4 protein-coding genes are annotated in these 3,746 nt (G+C 76.1%); 2 read left to right on the forward strand and 2 right to left on the reverse strand.

What is annotated here, in order from left to right:
- Nucleotides 1–449 (forward strand): hypothetical protein (locus VGL20_18070; protein ID HEY2705592.1); only part of this gene is annotated, 449 nt, incomplete at its 5' end.
- Between the two features lie 12 nt (nucleotides 450–461).
- Here the strand turns inward: VGL20_18070 and VGL20_18075 are convergent.
- Nucleotides 462–1,877, reverse strand: coding sequence for an FAD-dependent oxidoreductase (locus VGL20_18075; GenBank protein HEY2705593.1), 1,416 nt, complete (start codon nucleotides 1,875–1,877; stop codon nucleotides 462–464).
- A 52-nt stretch (nucleotides 1,878–1,929) separates the two neighbouring features.
- Nucleotides 1,930–2,784 (reverse strand): Ku protein, encoded by an 855-nt coding sequence (locus VGL20_18080; protein ID HEY2705594.1) that lies wholly within the window; start codon nucleotides 2,782–2,784, stop codon nucleotides 1,930–1,932.
- A 27-nt stretch (nucleotides 2,785–2,811) separates the two neighbouring features.
- Here VGL20_18080 and VGL20_18085 point away from each other — a divergent pair, with 27 nt between their 5' ends.
- Nucleotides 2,812–3,579, forward strand: coding sequence for a hypothetical protein (locus tag VGL20_18085; GenBank protein ID HEY2705595.1), 768 nt, complete (start codon nucleotides 2,812–2,814; stop codon nucleotides 3,577–3,579).
- Nucleotides 3,580–3,746 lie beyond the last annotated feature (167 nt).

Here is a 3,746-nt window from a genome sequence, read left to right on the forward strand (position 1 = left end):
TCGACCACCTCGCGGCGCTGGCCCGCGGTGGCGGCCTCTCGGTGGTCCTGCTCCCCGGGACCGCCGACCGGGTGGTGCTCACCCGGCCGGGACCGGCGGCGCTCGCGGTGGTGCCGGCGCCGCCGCAGCCGCCCGACGAGCCGTTGTCTCCGCCCGCTCCCGGCCCCGCGGCCCCGCCCGCCGCCCCGGTCGCGGCCGCCGCGCCGGTGACCGCGCCCGACACCGGGCCACCCGCCGCCCGTCCGCACCGCCGGGCCCTGCCCCGCACCGCCCTGCCGGCCCCCGCCGCCGCAGCGCCGGCGCCGCCGGTTCCGCGGCTGCTGCTGGCGATGACCCTGGCCGGCCTCGGCGCCGCCGCGCTGCTGCTCGGCCGTCCCGCCGCCACCGCCGGCAGCCGCGGCCTCCACCGCTTCGCCCGCCCCCGCACCGGGCCGGCGCCGCGGGTCTGACCCTCCCGCCGCCTACCCGCGGCGCTGCCGCCGCACCAGCCAGCGGAGCCGCCGCGCCGACTCGAACGCCGCCTCGGCGGCGAGCTGGCCGACGCCGAGCGAGAGGGTGGGATAGACGTGCACCGAGCTGGCCACCTGGCTCAACCTGAGCCTCCGGGTGATCGCCAGGCCGAGCTCCCCGATCATCTCCCCCGCGGCGGGGGCGAGGATGTGGCCGCCGACCACCCGCCCCCGGGCGGTGACGACGACGATCGCGCCCTCGGTGGCGCCGTCGGCACGGGCCCGGTCGGAGTGGGTGAGGTCCTGGCGGAAGACCTCGACGGCGTCGTCGCCGTGGGCGGCGCGCGCCTCGGCGACGGTCATCCCCGCGTGGGCCAGCTCCGGGTCGGTGAACGTGCACCAGGGGATGAGCGCCCGCGCCCTCCCCCTGCCCGGGAAGAACATGTCACGGACGGCACGCACCGCCTCGTAGCCGGCCGAGTGGGTGAAGAGGTGGCGGCCGGCGAGGTCGCCGGCGGCGTAGATCGACGGCACCGTGGTGCGCATCCGCTCGTCGACGGTGATGCCGTGGGGGCCCACGGCGACGCCCACCCCCTCGAGCCCCAGCCCCTCGACGTTGGGCCGGCGTCCCGTCCCCACCAGGATCTCCGCGGCCTCCCACCGTGACGGCGTCCCGGCGACGGTGCCGTGGACCACCCTGCGTCCGTTCTCGACGGTGACCCGCTGGACGTCGACGTCGAGCCGCAGCTCCACGCCCTCGTCGCGGAGCACCCGGGTGAGCACGCCGGCCAGGTCGGGCTCGTCGCGGGGCAGGATCGCCGGCCCGCGCTGGAGCACGGTGACGGGGATGCCGAGGCGCCGGAAGGCCTGGGCCATCTCGATCGAGATGGGGCCGCCACCGATCACCACCAGGCTCTCGGGGGCGCGATCCAGCTCGAAGACGCTCTCGCTGGTGAGGAACCCCGCCTCGGCCAGCCCCTCCACCGGCGGCGTCGCCGGCCGGCTGCCGGTGCAGAGCAGGATGAAGCGGGTGTCGAGCACCCGGCCGCCGGCCTCGACGGTGTGCGGACCGGTCACCCGCGCGTCGCCGGCGACGATCTCGACCCCGAGGCCGGTGAAGCGCGCCGGGCTGTCGTCGGTCGCCGCGATCTCGTCCTGGACGGCGTGGATCCGCCGCCAGACCGCGGCGGTGTCGACCTCGGGCTCGACCGCGGTGATCCCGTACCGATCCGCGGTGCGCATGTGGTGGGCCACCTTCGCCGAGGCGATCAGCGCCTTGCTGGGCACGCACCCGGTCCAGAGGCAGTCGCCGCCGAGGCGGCCGCGCTCCACCGCCACGAAGCGGAGGTCGAGGGTCGAGGTGAACTCGGCGGCGACCATCCCGCCCGATCCCATGCCGACGATGACGAGGTCGAGGGCGTTGGCCATCGACCCATCATCACCGCCGCCGGACGCCGCCCGCCAGTGCGGCGGCGCGGGCTCAGCCCGCCCTCTTCCGGGTGCCGCCGCGGCTGCTGGCGCGCGGCTTCGACGGCGCGGCCTCGCGGTGCCCGTCGCCCCCGCCGCGGCGGGCCGCCTCCACCGACGCCTTGAGCGCCTCCATCAGATCCACCACCTTCCCCGGCGCGGGGGCGGCCGGCCGCTCCACCCTCCCCGTGCCCTGCTTCTCGGCGACCAGGGCGAGCAGGGCCTCGCGGTACTCGTCGTGGTACTCGCTCGGCGCGAACGGCCGGCTCATGCTCTCGACCAGCATCAGCGCCATGTCGACCTCCGCCCTGCCGACGCTCACCTTCGCGGGCAGCTTCAGCTCGCTGGTGTCGCGGACCTCCTCCGGCCAGTGGAGGGTCTCGAGCACCAGGGTGCCGTCGAGCCAGCTGATCTGGGCGAGGTGCTCGCGCTCGCGCAGCGCCACCTTGCCGACGGCGACCCGGCCGCTGCGCTCCAGGGCGGTGCGCAGCAGCGCGTACGCCTTGCGCCCCGCCTCCTCGGGCTCGATGTAGTACGCGCGGTCCAGGTAGATGTCGGGCACCTCGCTGCGCTCGCAGAACTGGTGGATCTCGATGGTGCGCGCCGAGGGCAGGGGCAGGCGCTCGAGGTCCTCGGAGGTGAGGACGACGTACTCGTCCTTGCCGATCTCGTATCCTCGGACGACCTCGTCCCAGGGCACCTCCCGGTTCTCCTCGGGACACCAGCGCAGGTTGCGGAGGCGGCTGCCGTCCTTCTTGCAGAGGAGATGGAAGGAGACCGACGATCGCTCCTCGGTCGCCACGTGGAGCCGCACCGGTATCGCCACCATGCCGAAGCTGATGGTGCCTCTCCACATCGCGCGCGGCATGCGGGCATGATACGCAAACTGTCACGTTTGCCCCGCCGGCGGCGCTGCGCCGGGCTCCTCCTCCCGCTGCTCCTCGGCCTCGCCGGGTGCGGCGCGCCGCCGGCGGCGACGGCGGCCTCGGCCCGGGAGGTGGGCCTCCCCGGCACCTCCGGCCTGGTGCCCGACCTGGCGACGCCGCCGGCGCCGCCACCCCCGGACGTCGCCGCCGTCGCCGTCCGTCCCTTCCGCGAGCCCAACGACCACGCCCACCGCAACTACTGCGGGGCCGGCGCCACCGAGGTGCTGCTCTCCGCCTGGGAGGACCAGGTCCCCGACGTCGAGGCGGTGGCCCGCACCGCCGGCCTCGACCCGCGCTCGGGCGAGACCGGCGCCCAGGCGCTGGCCGCGATCAACAGCCTGCTCGCGCCCACGGTGCGGCCCCGGCTCGGCGGCGATCGCTATCAGGGCGTCCACGCCACCGACCTCGACACCGTGGTCGCCGCCCTCCGCGCCGACCTCGCCGACCCCCGGGCGGTGGCCCTCTTCGGGCACGGGGTGCCCGTGATGGTGCAGACGATGACCAGAACGATGCCGGGCTGGAACCGCTGGAACGCCACCCACATGATCACGATCTTCGGCGCCGACCTCGGCCGCGGCGACCCCGCCCTCGACACCGTCACCTACATGGAGACGCCGTCGACGGTGGCGGGCTACACCGGCCCGCCCAGCCGCACCATCACCCTCGCCGCGCTGTGGGTGGCGATGCGGCAGTTCATCGACGACGCGCCGAACGACCCCGTCAACCTGATCCGGTAGTGGCGGCCCCGTCGAGGACGCGCGAGGCGCAGCGCCTCCGCGGCGAGCTGGAGGCGATGCTCGCCGCCGTCGACGCCCCCGACGCCGCCGAGCGCGAGGCACTGCGGGCCACCTACGCCCGCCTCCGCGACGCCGATCTCGACCGCACCGGCTGGCTCCGCACCCAC

The sequence above is a fragment of the Candidatus Dormiibacterota bacterium genome, from assembly GCA_036495095.1.
In the GTDB taxonomy this organism is placed as follows: Bacteria; Chloroflexota; Dormibacteria; order Aeolococcales; family Aeolococcaceae; genus CF-96.

What these genes read in the sequence shown, in the direction of transcription:
- VGL20_18075 (HEY2705593.1), bottom strand. Translation starts at nt 1,877, where the DNA reads ATGGCCAACGCCCTCGACCTCGTCATCGTCGGCATGGGATCGGGCGGG.
- VGL20_18080 (HEY2705594.1), bottom strand. Translation starts at nt 2,784, where the DNA reads ATGCCGCGCGCGATGTGGAGAGGCACCATCAGCTTCGGCATGGTGGCG.